This is a genomic window from Paenibacillus crassostreae (genome assembly GCF_001857945.1).
Lineage (GTDB): Bacteria > Bacillota > Bacilli > Paenibacillales > Paenibacillaceae > Paenibacillus_AQ > Paenibacillus_AQ crassostreae.
Genome location: NZ_CP017770.1, coordinates 3,832,637 through 3,848,788, shown reverse-complemented (window position 1 = coordinate 3,848,788; position 16,152 = coordinate 3,832,637). Strand labels below are relative to the sequence as shown.

Here is a 16,152-nt window from a genome sequence, read left to right as displayed (position 1 = left end):
ATGAGTAGAACACTTGAGGAATTACAAAAAGAAATCATATTTGAAGCAAGAAAAGGGTTCCCAATTTTGCTGTCTGGCGTAATTGTCTTTTTAATTTTCACCCTTATGCCCTTAGTTTTTCCAATAGAAGCTGTGCGTTTAATTTGGATATTTGGCTTAGGTGCCATTTTTCCTATTGGAATTCTAATTAGTAAAATTCTTGGTGTTAATTTACTCACTACCGGCAACCCTGTAGGTACTTTAGGAGGAATAGTTGCAGCTCCCCAAGCTTTTTATATACCAGTATTTATAATTGTGTATATGAATATACCTGAATACCTTCCCTTCACCATCGGTTTACTTGCAGGCTCTCATTTTCTGCCTTACATGTGGATTTATAAAAGCAAAGCTTATTTATTTGTTACTTTAGGTACCTGTATTTCCTCCTTAATCTTAGGTGGATTCCTTGTTGATCAAGCATTCACTCTTGTACCTTTAGCAATATCTATTGTGTATGGTATTGGTGTTCTTTTAATTCTTAGAGAACTTAAAGCTAGTCATGTTTAATCACCTTTTATTAGGTGATTTTTTTATATAAAAGAAGAGATTTCTACTACATAGTTTGTGTTTACTACTCACTTACCCTTTGACACCTGTATGATTTTTCCTATGTCTTCTTGACATCCAAGCGAACCCTCTTTCCACACCCCCAGGATCTTCAATTACATATGTAGATAGAAAACCATCTGGATGAATACGAAGAGTACCCTCTCCTGCTTTTAGTTGTCTGGTATTGTGCGATTTCTGACTTTAGAGAGGTAAGCTTCCATAAAAATAATGATGGGATTATTTTTCGGAATTATCTAGGAAACTATCTAACATCTTCTACGGTTCGTGATTTGATTCAAGACTATTGCGAAAGGTCTGAAGTGGAATATACAGGTACACATGGATTCAGGTAAACACACGCTGTACTTTTACTCGAATCTGGGGCGAGCTTATTATTCGTATCTCAACGATTGGGACATAAACAAATCGCAACAACCACTGGCACTTACTTAGATATTACGAAAAAAAGAAAAAGGCGAACTTTTAAAGTTCGCCTCCTACATTTAAGAGAAATATCTGAATCGGCACGAATTCGGCACGAACATTTTTCCTCACTATTCAAACTGCTCACAAACGTTGTTACACAAACATTTTTAGCTAATTACCCGATAGAACCTTCCATCTCGAACTTGATGAGACGATTCATTTCTACGGCATATTCCATTGGAAGTTCCTTCGTGAATGGCTCAATAAATCCCATGACGATCATTTGAGTTGCTTCCGCATCTGTAAGACCACGGCTCATTAGATAGAAGAGTTGATCTTCTGATACCTTAGATACCGTAGCTTCATGCTCCAGCGTAATGTTGTCATTCATGATCTCATTGTATGGAATTGTATCCGAAGTGGATTCGTTATCTAGGATCAATGTATCACACTTGATATTAGACTTAGCCCCTTCTGCTTGACGTCCGAAGGAAGCCAAGCCACGATAAGTTACCTTACCACCATGTTTACTAATGGACTTAGATACAATCGTAGATGTCGTATCTGGCGCTAAGTGAATCATTTTCGCCCCTGCATCCTGATGTTGACCTTTACCTGCAATGGCAATGGATAGCACCATTCCTTTTGCTCCACGGCCTTTAAGAACCACAGATGGATATTTCATGGTCAACTTAGATCCAATATTCCCATCTACCCATTCCATTGTTGCATTTTCTTCAGCAACAGCACGTTTGGTTACTAAGTTATAAATATTTGGTGCCCAGTTCTGAATAGTTGTATAACGCACTCGCGCATTCTTCTTACAGATGATCTCAACTACCGCACTGTGTAGAGAATTCGTACTGTATACCGGAGCTGTACAGCCTTCTACGTAGTGTACATGGCTATCTTCATCAGCGATAATCAACGTACGTTCGAATTGTCCCATATTCTCAGAGTTAATACGGAAGTATGCTTGTAGTGGCATCTCACATTTGACGCCCTTAGGTACATAGATGAAGCTTCCTCCGGACCATACAGCACTGTTCAAAGCAGAGAACTTGTTATCTGCTGTAGGGATAACAGTACTAATATATTCCTTAACAATTTCTGGGTGTTCTCTAAGTGCCGTATCCATATCCATGAATATAACGCCTTGATCTTCAAGGTCCTTCTGCATGCTATGGTACACTACTTCTGATTCATACTGGGCAGATACTCCAGCTAGGAATTTCTGCTCAGCTTCAGGGATCCCAAGTTTATCGAAAGTTTCTTTGATTTCGGAAGGAACTTCCTCCCATGTTTTCCCTTGTTTGTCGGAAGCTCTTACGAAATATTGAATTTCATTGAAATCCAAATCATCCATATTCCCACCGAAATTAGGCATAGGCATTTTCTCGAATGTTTCTAATGCCTTCAGACGGAAATCAAGCATCCATTGTGGTTCGTTCTTGATACGAGATATTTCCATTACAACTTCACGAGTTAATCCTTTTCCTGTCTTAAAAATAGACTCATGTTCATCGCGAAACCCATATTTATATTCTTCTAATTCTGGTGATTTCTTAGCCATATTATTTCATCTCCCTATCATAATTTATTGAACTGTTCCTCATCAATCACTTTCCGTAGTGCATTCCAAGAGAGTGTTGCACATTTAATCCGTGCTGGGAACTTATTCACTCCAGATAAGGCTTCGATATCTTCGTAATCATCAAATCGAACATCTTTACCCAACATTAGTTCCGAGAAACGGGCAATCATATCCTTAGCTTGTTCAAGGGTTTTACCTTTCACTGCAGCTGTCATCATTGAGGCAGAAGACATACTGATGGAACATCCATCACCCGTATATCTAGCATCTTCAACGACTCCATTATTGACCTTTAGTTGCAGTGAAATCTTATCGCCACATGTAGGATTGTTTAAATCCACTGTTATAGCTCCCTCTTCAAACTTTCCTTTATTACGAGGGTTTTTATAATGATCCATAATTACCTGGCGGTATAAGTCATCAAGTTGCATGGCCGAAATACTCCTTTGTCTGAATTAAGGCACTAACAAGACGATCAATATCATCTTCCGTATTGTACAAGTAGAAGCTTGCACGAACTGTAGAATTTACTTTCAACCAACGCATCAGCGGTTGGCAGCAATGATGTCCCGCTCGAACGGCTATTCCGCTCGCATCCAATACAGTAGCTACATCATGAGGATGAACTTCTCCTAAGTTAAAGGTTATAAGCCCTACTTCCCTCTTGAGAGGTCCATAAAGTGTTACTCCTTCAAGCTCCGATAAGCGATTCATAGCGTATGCAGCTATTTCTTTCTCATGACGCTCGATATGATCTAATCCAATCTCACTAAGAAAATCTATAGCAGCACCCAATCCAACAGCACCAGCAATAATCGGTGTTCCACCTTCGAACTTCCAAGGGAGTTCCTTCCATGTTGAATCATAGAGGCCTACCTCATCAATCATTTCTCCCCCAAATTCAACCGGATCCATCGCCTCAAGCAGTGCCTTTTTGCCATAAAGAACTCCAATGCCGGTTGGACCACACATTTTGTGGGAAGAGAACGCATAGAAATCACTATCTAAATCTTGAACATTCACTTTCATGTGTGGTGTACTTTGCGCTCCATCCACTACCATAATCGCACCATGACGATGAGCAATCTCTGCTATTTGTTTCACAGGATTCACAACCCCCATGACATTAGACACGTGAGCTATAGAGACAATTTTCGTCTGTGCTGTTACTGTCTTTTCTACCTCTGCTAGATCTACCGATCCATCAGGTTGTAATGTAATATACTTGAGCGTTGCACCGGTTGCTTTTGCAACTTGTTGCCACGGTATCAGATTACTGTGATGTTCCATAGGTGTAATTACTATCTCGTCGCCCTCACGACATATTGCACGAGCATAAGAAGCAGCAACCAAATTTAAAGACGTTGTTGTTCCTCTTGTAAATATAATCTCTTGTGTACTTTTAGCATTAATGAAGCGTGCAACTTTCTCACGTGCACCTTCATAGGCATCTGTAGCACGACTACCCAGAGTATGAACTCCACGATGAACGTTCGAATTATCCCATTCATAATAATGCTGAAGTGCATCAATAACTACGCGCGGCTTCTGAGAAGTAGCTGCGCTATCCAAATATACTAATGGATGACCATTGATCTCCTGCTGCAAAATAGGAAATTGCTCACGTATATCGCGGATCATCGTCCAAGCTTCCTTTCAACAAGTGATTGAAGTTGTGTCTGCAATCCTTTAAGTGGTATCTGCGATACCACAGGTGCCAAGAATCCATAAATAATCAAAGCTTCTGCTTCCGTGCGGGTAATACCACGGGACATTAGATAATAGACTTGTTCTGCATTCACTTGTCCTACAGAGGCAGCGTGACCCGCAGTTACATCATCTTCATCGATAAGAAGAATTGGATTAGCGTCCCCACGTGCTTTCGGACTAAGCATTAACACTTTTTCCGTCTGCTGTCCGTCTGCTTTGGAAGCACCATGTTCAATTTTGGTAATACCATTGATTATGGCTGTAGATTGTTCACGTAATACCGCACGTGTAATCATTTGGCTAGGTGTGTTCTTGCCAAAATGTTGTGCACGAGTCGTATAATTAAGCTTCTGCGATCCGGACCCAACAGCAATAACCTTAGAATCAGAAGATGATCCATTTCCTTTGAGAATAGAATTCGTATCACTCATCGTATTCCCAGCATTCATTTCACCAACGATCCACTCAATCACACCGTCATTCTCTACAATCGCACGACGATAACTCAAATCGGTCACTTCGCTAGACATTTGATGCACGGTAGCATAACGAACTTTTGCTCCAGCTTTTACAAAAATTTCAACAGAACCATTATGGAGCACTTCACCATCAAGCTCACCTGATACATAATTATCAACGTAAGTTACAGTACTATTCGTATCTGCAATAATTAATATATGTGGTGCAAATGTTGCCTGTCCTTTATCGGTCAAATAAATAGCCTGTAGAGGAATAGTGATTTCAACATTCTTAGGTACATATAAGAAAACTCCACCGTTCCAAAGTGCAGCATGTAATGAAGTGATCAAATTTTCATCTACTTCAATAGCTTTATGCAAGTAACTCTTCACTAATTCTTCATTCTCTCTAGCTGCAGTATGAAGATCCTTGAAAATTACACCTTGAGCTGCTAATTCCGAAGAAAGTTTAGTGTATACTACGCCAGAATTATGTTGAACGATAAGGTTACCTTCTACTTCTTGATCTTTAATTAAATCTTGAACCGAGGCTGGAAGCTTCTCTAATGATTCAATCACATCGTAATCTTGATACGTTCCATAGGCTTGCGTATTCCAACGATCAATTCTTGTCTTTTCTAGACGAGGAAGTTCTAGTTGGCTAGCTAATTTCAATGCATTTATACGCAATTCAGTTAACCAACTTGGTTCATTATTACGCTTTGAAATATTTTGTATACTTTCGGTATCAACCGGAAGAATGGTTTGTGTTGTCATTTCATTGTCCTCCTCCCGTTATATTTACTGTTCTTGACCAACAGTTTCATCTTCAATGCCTAACTCTTCTTTTACCCAATCATAACCTTCAGCTTCCAAACGTTCTGATAATTCTGGGCCTCCAGATTTCACGATTCTTCCTTGCATCATAACGTGAACGAAATCAGGATTGATATAGTTCAAGAGGCGTTGATAGTGAGTAATGATTAAGAATCCACGGTCTTCGCTTCTCATTGCATTAACACCACTAGCTACAATTTTAAGTGCATCGATATCCAATCCGGAGTCGATCTCATCAAGGATAATCAATTTTGGATCCAACATCATCATTTGTAGAATTTCATTACGTTTCTTTTCTCCACCCGAGAATCCTTCATTTAAATAACGGTGAAGAAATTCAGGATTCATATCAAGTTCTTTCATCTTTGCTTCCATTTGACGAATGAATCTAATCAATGAAATCTCGCTTCCTTCTTCACGACGTGCGTTTATAGCACTGCGTAGGAAATCCGAGTTAGTCACACCACTAATTTCACTTGGATATTGCATTGCTAGGAATAGACCTGCGCGTGCGCGTTCATCAACAGCCATATCAAGTACATCTTCACCATTCAAAGATACTTTCCCATCGGTTACTTCATATTTAGGATGTCCCATTAGAGCAGAAGCTAATGTACTCTTCCCTGTACCATTTGGTCCCATGATTGCGTGGATTTCTCCACCTTTCATTTCTAGGTTAATCCCCTTCAGTATTTCCTTACCTTCGATTGATGCTTTAAGTCCTTCAATGACGAAATTTGTTGCCATATTTGTTATTCCCTCCGCTTTTCTATTTTTGGTGATATTGATTTGAAACTACATTTGAAATGGAAGTTACCCTCCAATTTCAAGAATAGGTTTTGTTCTTTATACTTATTCTAAACTAAATCAATTTGATTCTCAATGATTCTCAGTTATTTCTTTTAAAAAAACATTTTTTGTCTGATTTATACGTCTACTTTACGACATTTTTCATTGCAAAACAGACAAACAGTTGGTAAGAAAAATGGGCTCAGCCAATTAAATCAGCCAAGCCCAAAATTCAAAACAATAATTAATAACTTATATAGGCACTACTTCATCGGAATTATCCTAATAAAGAACGAAGCATCCACATATGTTTCTCAAAGTCGCCTTTGATACCAGTCAAGATATCTGCTGTTACATGATCAGTAGCTTGTTCCGCCAATTGAATTCCTTCTAATACTTCTTCTGATACAGTAGCCAAGTCTTCAATCAGATTCTGCACCATTTTGCCTGCATCCTCATTACCCTTAGCTTCTTGGATCGTAGTAATCTCCAAGAATTCCTTCATTGTTGCAACTGGGCTACCCTTAATAGTCAACAAACGTTCTGCCACTTCATCCATTTTCAAAGTAATATCGTTGTAGATTTCTTCGAATTTAGCATGTAATGTGAAGAATTTCTCACCTCGAACATACCAATGATAGTTATGTACCTTTACATATAATACATTTAAGTTAGCGACCTGTTGATTTAAAACTTGTTCAATAGTCGTTTTTTGTGATTTTGCTGATGTTGCTTTTGTCATATTAATTCCTTCTTTCTCTATTATTTTCTGGAATATTCTCTTATATATTTTAACCTTAATTCATACCATTTGAAACATCTATATGCCATTTTCTTCATGAGTAGTGAACAAAGTATGACTTTATTCATCATATCGTAAATTTAATATTCCCCTAGCCAATTAGCATTATTCATAATTACTTTATTGCTAAATCTTAAATAACCTTAACTCTATTTCATTAAAAATAAGCTGCCCCAGGAATATAAAAACACCTCATTTGGAGCAGCTAATAATAATCAATTATATCATTTTAATTAATGCTTCTTTGCCTAACATGCCTGGAATGATTCCTAATTTCTCTGCCTCGAACGTAACGGATTCTAAAGGTGCATCCAGCAAATCTTGTAATGTTCTTACCCCTACCGCTCTTCCAGCAATAATCTTACGATCTGCGAGTTTCTCATTCAATAATCCAATATCCAGAGCACCACACATTATATACCCCTTAGATGTATTTATAGTCAGTAGTGTGGTTAATGGAAGTTTCACTTCTACTCCAATTAAGGATATACTGCCAATGATAATCGGAACTATGTTAATCATTGCATGACACCTCCCTCACATCTGGCTCAACATTATGTGTATTCAACCCTCTTGTGGAAAGTGTGGGTACAGGTGGTAAAATCCGCCATTTATCGTAAAAACAAACTTTAGTCCTACGACAATATGACTATGTTTTTTTCCAGTTTAATGGTATAGTTTATATTGAAAAATAAGATTTGAAAGATAAGCTTGGGGGATATATGAATAACACACAAGACAACAATGACAATGGTTATTTATTCAACATCGACCTCTTGATCAACAATCAGTCTAATGCTATTGCACTTCAATTATTAATTGAAATGATTAACCAAAATGATCACGTTATCGATTATCGAATTAATACTGGAATAGAGCTCGGAGGAATAATAAATACTCTTCTAGCCGCTAAAAAAGACCTACCTAATACTCAAAGAAAATTAGCGAATACCCTTTTACAGAAATATAATAAAGTTAACAACCTTGGGAAGTCCTCTGTCCCCACTAACGAATTGAAATCTAATAATCAACAACCTATCTCTAACACTAAGAATTCTGTTTCGAGTACAGATCCAATAGAGGATCCCAGAAGTTGGATCAGATCATGTATTAAAGACAATAGACTCGTCCGTATGACTGCGAATCGTCTAGGACATCATTTCAACATTCCATGCCGTATATTAAATTTCGATGAAGAACGGCAACTTATAAATGTTTATCATGTGGATGAGAAACAAGTCTATTCATTCAGCTTGAATGAAATTGATTCCTTTACTGTATAAGGCTACATTGAGTCAAATAAAGGGGTGTCCCATAAGTCATAGAAATGACTAGGGACAACCCCTTTATCTTGTCTTTTTCTTAGAATCCAATATGGTTAATAAGAAACAAATCCATCCAGCAATGAAAGCAACTCCACCTAGAGGTGTGATCGCTCCTAACACTTTTATACCACTTATACTTAGAACATATAAACTTCCAGAGAACAATATAATCCCTGTTATAAATAAATAACCTGCCCAATATAGCTTTCTAGATTCTCCTATTTGTCCAACCGCTAAAGCAACCAACAGAAGGGCTAGTCCATGAATCATATGGTAGTGAACCCCTGTTTCATATACGCCGATGGCATCATCACCGATGATCGGTTCTAATAAATGTGCTCCAAAAGCACCGATTCCAACAGACAGTGCCATCAAAATCGTTCCCCACTTACCAAAGCTACGCTGCAATTTAGTCCATCTCCTTTAAAATCATGCTCATTCTATACCTTATTTGTAATGATAACGTATGCCCTACACCTTTACCACTTTTCAATTTTTATGATTCAAGTATTTCTTTCCTTGATTTTTGTAAACAGTTATGGAAGAGTATTAATAGTATATATTTCTTATTAAGGAGAGATCATGATGGATTCCAATGAAATACAGCAACCAACAGCTGAAGAAAGTTCATACATCAACTCCATGACATCAGAACCTGCATCACCGATGAACATCAAACATTCTGGGCCCGGAATCGCATCCTTTGTCTTAAGTATGCTCAGCTTATTAGGCTATATCGCTTCGGTCGCATTAATAGGTGCGATAATCGCCCCCCATTTGAGTCCTGAAAGTCTGAGCTCTCCAAGCGAAGAACTCATTCAAATCATTGGAAGTGTTGGACTACTCGTGATATTATTCATAATATTAAATATCATTGGAGTTATTCTTAGCATTATTGGCGTTGTATTAAAAAATAGAAAGAAAATATTCGCCATATTAGGCTTAATTATTAATGGAGTCATCGTTTTATGCTTAACATCATTTTTTATTTATGCAGTTGTAAATGCTACAACCTAAATCATTTAGAACAAGGGAGAAAGGCATGCCAACTATAAAAATATTTACAGATAGTACTAGTGACCTACCTATCGCTTGGATTGAACAACATAAGATTGGAATCGTACCGCTATATGTCGTTTTTGGAGATCAATCTTTGAAAGATGGCTTAGATATTACACCAGTTGATTTGTACAACAAGGTATCTGATTATGGATTTCTTCCCAAAACTGCTGCACCATCACCAAGTGATTTTATTAAAGCATTTGCTCCTTACATAGAACAAGGTGAACAGATTCTATTCATCAGCCTTTCTTCGGAGTTATCTTCAACATATCAGAATGCAGTTATAGCAGCCGAAGACTTCCCTTCCCAACAGATCGCTGTATTCGATTCATTGAACCTATCTTCTGCCATTGGGTTACTTGTAATGAAGGCAGTACACGCTGCTGAAGCAGGCCGTAGTTTGGATGAAATAATCACACTTCTGCATACTGTAAGGCCAGAAATTGAAGCAGAGTTTGTAGTAGATACCCTTGAATATCTATACAAGGGTGGACGTTGCTCAGGCATGCAAAACCTCATTGGCAGCATGTTAAAAATTCGCCCTATCATCAAAGTTGCTGATGGTAAAATGACACCAGCCTACCGAGTTCGTGGGAAGCGTGAAAAAGCTTTGGATATGTTATTACAAAATGCTATCAATAAAAAAGATCTAATGGATCAAGACATTATTTTTGTTGTTCACTCTCTGGCAGAGAAAGATGCTCTTAATTTACAGGAGAATCTGCAGAAGCACACCCAAGCAACGGTTGCTCTATCTACTGCAGGTTGTGTTATTTGCAGCCATTGTGGACCGCAAACCATCGGCATTATGTATTCTAAAAAACCATAATAGAATGTGTTTCATACAGCGACTTCATTGTTCCGTTACGGATCAGGAAGTCGCCTTTTTTATTCCCTCTCACATATCACCCCTTTTAGTGAATATACTTTACTTGATGAATCAATTTCATAATTATAAGCTGCATAGGCGATTATGAAATTGATTCGATAACTAATAATACTTGCAGCATATTCCTGTTGGAGGTGCTCCAAATGTCAATATCACGTCAACCCTATTCATTTGTTGTATCCCGTGAAGATTGGTCACTTCATCGAAAAGGTTACCAAGATCAAGTCCGTCATCAACAAAAAGTGCGAGATGTCATTAAACAAAACTTACCCGATCTCATTACCGAAGAGAATATCATCATGTCTGACGGTAAGCAGATCATCAAGATTCCAATCCGGAGTCTGGATGAGTATCGCTTTATTTATAATTATCAGAAGCAGAAACATGTTGGGCAGGGAGATGGTGAGAGCCAAGTTGGAGACATTCTCGGTCGCGATCCTGTACCGAAGCCTGGTAAAGGTGACAAGGCCGGTGATCAGCCGGGGCAAGACACTGTTGATACTGAGATTAGCATTGAAGAGGTTGAGAACATGCTCTTTGAGGAGATGGAACTTCCGCATTTACAAGAAAAAGACAAGGAACAGGTAGAATCGCACAAAATCGTCTTCACCGATGTCCGTAAAAAAGGCATGATGTCCAACCTTGATAAGAAAAGAACTATCCTTGAGAATCTGCGAAGAAATGCAACGGCAGGAGAACCCGGCATTCACGGCATTAACCCTGATGATTTGAGGTACAAAACATGGGATGATATCGTGGTACCAGAATCTAACGCTGTCATCATCGCCATGATGGATACTTCCGGTTCCATGGGGTCATTTGAGAAATATTGTGCACGAAGTTTCTTTTTCTGGATGAATCGTTTCTTGCGTAAGCAATATGAGAAGGTAGAAATTGTATTTATCGCACATCATACAGAGGCAAAGGAAGTAACTGAGAATGAATTTTTCACACGTGGGGAAAGTGGAGGAACCATCTGTTCATCTGCCTATCAGAAAGCACTTGAGATCATCGATCAGAGATATCCTCCTTCAAAATTTAATATTTACCCTTTCCATTTCTCAGACGGTGATAACTTATCTTCCGATAATGAACGGTGTGTCAAATTAATTGGAGAAATACTCGAGATAAGTAATATGTTTGGTTATGGGGAAGTGAATCAATACAATCGAAGCAGCACCTTGATGTCTGCCTATAAGAATATAAAAAGTGATCAATTCATGTATTATGTAATTAAAGAGAAGGGTGAGGTATATCAAGCATTGAAGAGGTTTTTCCATAAACGTGAGATTGTATGAAATAAATGGGATAGAACTCGGAAGGCATACTTCAATCGAGGTCTATCCCATTTATCCTATTCTTTTATTTATAACTCAACTTTAATTTTTAAATTCATTCCAGAATGTTACATCTTCAAGTGGCAAGCGAACCGTTGGGCGCGCCTCCGCTATTGATTTACCCAATGCAATAAGCATAACCGTTACATACCGATCCGAAACATCGAATAATTGTTTGAATTGTTCTGCATTATAACCACCCATGGGTACCGTGTCGTATCCTCTAGCTTTTGCAGCGAGCATAAGTTGCATCGAGATCAATCCACCATCGACCAAGGCAATCTCCTTTAGTTTCTCCTTACCCGCATTTGGATAGTAATTCCTAGTATTCTTAACCATCATATCTCTGATCTCGGATGTCATTATACCGTCTTCTACTGCAAGATCGTAAATTTTCTCCACATTCTCATAAGCTTCTATATCCCCTAGAACTGCGATCACAGCGGAAGCCTCAACAACCTGTTGTTGATTATTTGCAATCGGCAGAAGCTTTTCCTTAGTATTTTGGTCCTGGATAACAATGAATCGCCAAGGCTGAAGATTTGAAGAGGATGGTGCCAGTATAGCATCTGATAAAATGTTATTAATCTCCTCTTCCGACATCTTCCATGCTGGATCATATTTTCTAACTGAATGTCTTTCATTAATGATTGTATGGAAATCCTTCTCGACTTTCAAATCCGTATTCGTCATTATGATTCCTCCCTAGTTCATCTCTAATTTTCTATGATTGTTCATCATGTCATTTCTAAGCATATTTAGCACATTAGAAAACCGCGTTTTATAACTGTTACTATATAATGTACAGTATACGATGTCAACTCTATTGTTCATGATTGATTACATAAAAAAGCCACGAACGTATCGTTCATGGCTCCTAAAGTAATGTCATTTCGCTTGATTCTCTCGAGCACTATGATACAACTTGTACCATTCTTCTCGAGTCATAAGTTGTGATTGTCGCTCTGCATCATCACATGCCTTTATTCGTTCTTCATTTACTGTACCAATAACGGGCTGAATCCTAGCCGGATGTTTCATTAACCAACCAAGTACAATGGACTCAACTGTTGTTTCCTTATCTTTAGCCATTTCTCCAACCAAATTAGCAGTATTCCGAAATCGTTCTGGTTCATTCTCTAAAGATTTCCCAGAGAACTTACCTTGTGCAAGAGGCCCCCAAGCTTGTAGTTGAATCTTCTCCATTTGACTATATTCCATTAATCCTTCAGAGAAATTTGTGGATACTCCCGCTTTCTGATTCACATAAACACTTTGATCGACCCAATCAAGTCGGGCCAAGCTCATTTCAATTTGATTCACAGCTATTTGATCAGGCATCGCTTGCTGTAGAAATTTTATTTGTGCGACACTCATATTAGATACACCGAAATAACGTACTTTACCACTTGCTTTTAACTTACCTAAAGCTTCAGCTACCTCTTCCGGCTCCATTAACGGATCTGGTCGATGTAGAAGTAATACATCCAAATAATCAACACCCAACCTCTTTAATGACCCTTCAACCGTTTTTAAAATATGTTCTTTAGAGAAATCAAAGCGTTCTGGCGAAATATCATCCTTAAGTCGAATACCACATTTCGATTGAATAACAATTTGCTCTCGAAGATCCGGTCTGTTCTTGAGAATTCTCCCAAAGGTTTCTTCTGCTTTGCCCATAGTATATATATCAGCATGATCAAACATTGTAACACCAATAGAAAGTGCAGCATCAACTGCTTTCTCGGCTTCCTTAATATGATCTTGGGTAATAGGTTCCTTATTCCAACCTCCCCCAAATGGCATACAGCCAAGGATGATTCGACTTGTGGAAATCCCTCGTTGTTCTAAAGGCATAATTTTCATTATTAATCCTCCTATTCCATCGTTCATATCATCCATAGTATACCAAATAAACATGAAATATAAAGCCTCCAACAACTAAATGAATCCGCTGTTGGAGGCTATTTTATATAATCACAAATCCGATCAGATGATCTTTCTCTTTACAACGATATACGGAGCCTTTTCATGTCCTACAAGTGTTCTCGCCTCTTTAATGATTACATCTTTATCAATTATGACACTTACTATGGAACTATTCTCGTGGATCACACCGTTCTGCATAACAATGCTGTTTCGAACCGTTGCACCTTTACGAATTCTCACGCCACGAAAGAGAATAGAGTTCTCAACAATACCTTCAATAACACATCCATTAGCAACCAAAGAGTTACTTGTATGTCCATTATTTATATATCGCGTGGAGGGTTCATCTTTAATCTTCGTATAGATAAGACCTGGCTTAAAGAATAAGTCTTTCCATACACTCGGATTAAGAAGATTCATGCTATGTTTATAGTAACTATTGATTGTATTGATAATTCCTAAATACCCTTGGTAAGCATATCCGAAGATATTTAGGCGACTAATATTAGCACGAATTGCATCTTTCATGAGGTTATAGTGCCCTTCAGCCAACGAGGTTTCTATAATATCTATTAATAGACTTTTTTTGAGAAAATACATTTCCATAGATACTTTATTACCATGTGGTACTGCATTCGGCTCCCATATAGATCTCACTCTACTATTCTCATCCATTCCAATCTGCATAGAGATAGAGTCGAGATCGCTCATTTCCTTATAAACGACAGTAATGTCAGCCTGATTTCGATTATGAAATTCCTGCAATCCGTTGAAATCGATATTGCATACCATGTAGCTTCGAGATAGAAGTACATATTCTTCACTACTTCGATGTAAATAATCTCTATGTGCGTGTATTGCATGTAAATCTCCCATGGGTGAAATCCACCCTTCTTTCATAGGAGGTAAAATAAATAATCCTGACCTTTTTCGATCTAAATCCCATTCTTTCCCTGACCCTAAATGATCCATTAATGAGCGATACTTCGTATGTGTGAATATACCTACGTTAGTAATTCCGGAATTAACCATGCTAGAGAGAACGAAATCGATGAGTCGATATCGTCCTGCAAAAGGAACAGACGCGATGTTGCGATGATTCGTGAGTTGTTCTAATTGATCTGGCTCATTGACTAAGTTAATAATGCCCATCACATTTTTCATATTCCTAATTGCTCCTTCACTGACAGAAACTCTGAAGTAAGGGATTCATAATTTCCTACTAATGTAACCTTGTCACTATCAGGAGATCCTACAACACTAAGATCACCTATAATGGTTCCTTCTCCCACTATGGCTTTGTGGATCGTAACATTCTCGCCAATTATTGCATTTGGCATTATTACTGAATCGTTAATAACACTACCCATGCCGACTTCTACTCCATAGAACAAGATAGAATGGTTTACTTCCCCGAACACAATACACCCCTCATTCACAAGTGAATTGTTAACATTAGCTGAAGCTGCGATATATTGTGGAGGTTGATTCGGATTCAACGAATAAATACGCCATTTGCGATCATCTAATTTCAAAGAAGTATCATCATCCAACAAGTCCATGTTGGCTTCCCAGAGGCTCTCAATCGTTCCAACATCTTTCCAGTACCCTTCAAAAGGGTATGCCGTCAATTTCACACCATCCTCCAACATCATTGGAATGATATCTTTGCCAAAATCATGAGATGATATTGTCTGAGCAGCATCATTCTCCAAATAATGTTTCAGAATTTTCCATGTATAAATATAGACACCCATAGAGGCAAGATTGCTCGTACTATCTAGTGGTTTCTCTCGAAATTGAGTCACTTTGTTGTTGTCATCCACACTTAGAATCCCGAAGCGACTCACATCTTTCCATTCAACGCCAATGACTGCAATAGTAGCATCTGATTTTTGCTCTTTGTGAAAATGTAACATTCGCTCGTAATCCATTTTGTAAATATGATCACCTGATAACACAAGAACATACTCTGGATTATATTGTTCTATATAATCTATATTCTGATAGATTGCATCCGCTGTTCCCTTGTACCAATCGCCACCCTTCCTCTTAATATATGGAGGTAGGATGGAGACGCCACCTTCTTTACGATCAAGATCCCAAGGTTTACCTATGCCAATATAGCGATTCAATTCTTGAGGGCGATACTGCGTTAACACCCCAACAGTATCTATCCCTGAATTCGTACAATTGCTAAGTGCGAAATCAATAATACGATACTTACCACCAAAGAATACAGCAGGTTTAGCTAATTTTTTTGTTAATTTCCCAAGACGTTTTCCTTCTCCACCAGCTAATAACATAGCTATACATTCCTTTTTCATCATCACATGAGTCTCCTTCGCAGAAAAGATCCGTAATGAAATATATGAGAATGTGGACATGAATATGACTTTAGCTTCA

At 38.2% G+C, this 16,152-nt stretch carries 17 protein-coding genes; 5 read left to right on the top strand and 12 right to left on the bottom strand.

The window, feature by feature from the left end; all coding sequences use genetic code 11:
• Nucleotides 1-546 carry a DUF7010 family protein gene (locus LPB68_RS17745; protein ID WP_068656477.1) on the top strand — a complete coding sequence of 182 codons (546 nt, stop codon included), beginning with the start codon at nt 1-3 and terminating at the stop codon, nt 544-546.
• 643 nt (nt 547-1,189) lie between these two features.
• Here LPB68_RS17745 and sufB read toward each other — a convergent pair.
• The 7 genes from sufB to LPB68_RS17710 all read right to left on the bottom strand — a co-directional run bounded on the left by sufB (nt 1,190) and on the right by LPB68_RS17710 (nt 7,726).
• Complete coding sequence (gene sufB, locus LPB68_RS17740) at nt 1,190-2,587, bottom strand: Fe-S cluster assembly protein SufB (RefSeq protein WP_068656479.1); 1,398 nt, start codon at nt 2,585-2,587, stop codon at nt 1,190-1,192.
• Between the two features lie 17 nt (nt 2,588-2,604).
• Entirely contained in the window at nt 2,605-3,039 is a 435-nt protein-coding gene (gene sufU / locus LPB68_RS17735) for a Fe-S cluster assembly sulfur transfer protein SufU (protein WP_068656480.1), read from the bottom strand.
• Nucleotides 3,029-4,249, bottom strand: coding sequence for a cysteine desulfurase (locus LPB68_RS17730; RefSeq protein ID WP_068656482.1), 1,221 nt, complete (start codon nt 4,247-4,249; stop codon nt 3,029-3,031). The genes sufU and LPB68_RS17730 overlap by 11 nt, the downstream gene beginning before the upstream one ends.
• Nucleotides 4,246-5,553, bottom strand: a complete 1,308-nt coding sequence (gene sufD, locus LPB68_RS17725) for a Fe-S cluster assembly protein SufD (RefSeq protein WP_068656484.1) — start codon at nt 5,551-5,553, stop codon at nt 4,246-4,248. The genes LPB68_RS17730 and sufD overlap by 4 nt, the downstream gene beginning before the upstream one ends.
• Before the next feature lie 24 nt (nt 5,554-5,577).
• The gene (sufC, locus tag LPB68_RS17720; RefSeq protein WP_068656486.1) at nt 5,578-6,360 is read right to left on the bottom strand and encodes a Fe-S cluster assembly ATPase SufC; all 783 of its coding nucleotides are present in this window, start codon (nt 6,358-6,360) and stop codon (nt 5,578-5,580) included.
• Nucleotides 6,361-6,679: 319 nt separating this feature from the next.
• Nucleotides 6,680-7,144, bottom strand: a complete 465-nt coding sequence (locus LPB68_RS17715; protein ID WP_068656488.1) for a Dps family protein — start codon at nt 7,142-7,144, stop codon at nt 6,680-6,682.
• A 279-nt stretch (nt 7,145-7,423) separates the two neighbouring features.
• Nucleotides 7,424-7,726, bottom strand: coding sequence for a YunC family protein (locus tag LPB68_RS17710; protein WP_068656490.1), 303 nt, complete (start codon nt 7,724-7,726; stop codon nt 7,424-7,426).
• Between the two features lie 200 nt (nt 7,727-7,926).
• Here LPB68_RS17710 and LPB68_RS17705 point away from each other — a divergent pair, with 200 nt between their 5' ends.
• On the top strand, nt 7,927-8,487 hold the full coding sequence (locus LPB68_RS17705; RefSeq protein WP_068656492.1) for a hypothetical protein: 561 nt from the start codon (nt 7,927-7,929) through the stop codon (nt 8,485-8,487).
• Nucleotides 8,488-8,550: 63 nt separating this feature from the next.
• On the opposite strand, the gene LPB68_RS17700 is transcribed toward LPB68_RS17705, so the two are convergent.
• Nucleotides 8,551-8,937 (bottom strand): DUF423 domain-containing protein, encoded by a 387-nt coding sequence (locus tag LPB68_RS17700; RefSeq protein ID WP_068656494.1) that lies wholly within the window; start codon nt 8,935-8,937, stop codon nt 8,551-8,553.
• 174 nt (nt 8,938-9,111) lie between these two features.
• Here LPB68_RS17700 and LPB68_RS17695 point away from each other — a divergent pair, with 174 nt between their 5' ends.
• The 3 genes from LPB68_RS17695 (at nt 9,112) to yhbH (ending at nt 11,778) form a co-directional block, all read left to right on the top strand.
• Nucleotides 9,112-9,546 (top strand): hypothetical protein, encoded by a 435-nt coding sequence (locus LPB68_RS17695; RefSeq protein ID WP_198402125.1) that lies wholly within the window; start codon nt 9,112-9,114, stop codon nt 9,544-9,546.
• Between the two features lie 25 nt (nt 9,547-9,571).
• Nucleotides 9,572-10,420: a DegV family protein gene (locus tag LPB68_RS17690; protein WP_068656496.1), complete on the top strand. Its 849-nt coding sequence runs from the start codon at nt 9,572-9,574 to the stop codon at nt 10,418-10,420.
• Between the two features lie 203 nt (nt 10,421-10,623).
• Nucleotides 10,624-11,778, top strand: a complete 1,155-nt coding sequence (gene yhbH, locus LPB68_RS17685) for a sporulation protein YhbH (protein WP_068656498.1) — start codon at nt 10,624-10,626, stop codon at nt 11,776-11,778.
• Between the two features lie 81 nt (nt 11,779-11,859).
• On the opposite strand, the gene LPB68_RS17680 is transcribed toward yhbH, so the two are convergent.
• From LPB68_RS17680 to LPB68_RS17665, 4 genes are all read right to left on the bottom strand, one after another.
• Entirely contained in the window at nt 11,860-12,510 is a 651-nt protein-coding gene (locus LPB68_RS17680) for a nitroreductase family protein (RefSeq protein ID WP_068656500.1), read from the bottom strand.
• A 195-nt stretch (nt 12,511-12,705) separates the two neighbouring features.
• Nucleotides 12,706-13,683 (bottom strand): aldo/keto reductase, encoded by a 978-nt coding sequence (locus LPB68_RS17675; RefSeq protein ID WP_068656719.1) that lies wholly within the window; start codon nt 13,681-13,683, stop codon nt 12,706-12,708.
• Between the two features lie 123 nt (nt 13,684-13,806).
• Nucleotides 13,807-14,910: a glucose-1-phosphate adenylyltransferase subunit GlgD gene (gene glgD, locus LPB68_RS17670; RefSeq protein ID WP_068656502.1), complete on the bottom strand. Its 1,104-nt coding sequence runs from the start codon at nt 14,908-14,910 to the stop codon at nt 13,807-13,809.
• Nucleotides 14,907-16,076, bottom strand: coding sequence for a glucose-1-phosphate adenylyltransferase (locus LPB68_RS17665; RefSeq protein ID WP_068656504.1), 1,170 nt, complete (start codon nt 16,074-16,076; stop codon nt 14,907-14,909). Before LPB68_RS17665 ends, glgD begins: the two co-directional genes overlap by 4 nt.
• Nucleotides 16,077-16,152: the final 76 nt, after the last annotated feature.